The 223-nt window shown below is 58.7% G+C and carries 1 rRNA gene; it reads left to right on the top strand.

Going from position 1 to position 223, the window contains the following annotated elements:
- A 16S ribosomal RNA gene (locus tag WFH25_RS19325) occupies nt 1-223 on the top strand; the annotation flags it as partial.

A 223-nucleotide genomic window follows, 5' to 3' on the forward strand; every position in this document is an offset into this window, starting at 1 on the left:
GAAACGACGTCTAATACTGGATATGACTGCCGGCCGCATGGTCTGGTGGTGGAAAGATTTTTTGGTTGGGGATGGACTCGCGGCCTATCAGCTTGTTGGTGAGGTAATGGCCCACCAAGGCGACGACGGGTAGCCGGCCTGAGAGGGTGACCGGCCACACTGGGACTGAGACACGGCCCAGACTCCTACGGGAGGCAGCAGTGGGGAATATTGCACAATGGGC

Origin of the sequence: Curtobacterium sp. USHLN213, from assembly GCF_037144815.1 — a bacterium.
In the GTDB taxonomy this organism is placed as follows: domain Bacteria; phylum Actinomycetota; class Actinomycetes; order Actinomycetales; family Microbacteriaceae; genus Curtobacterium.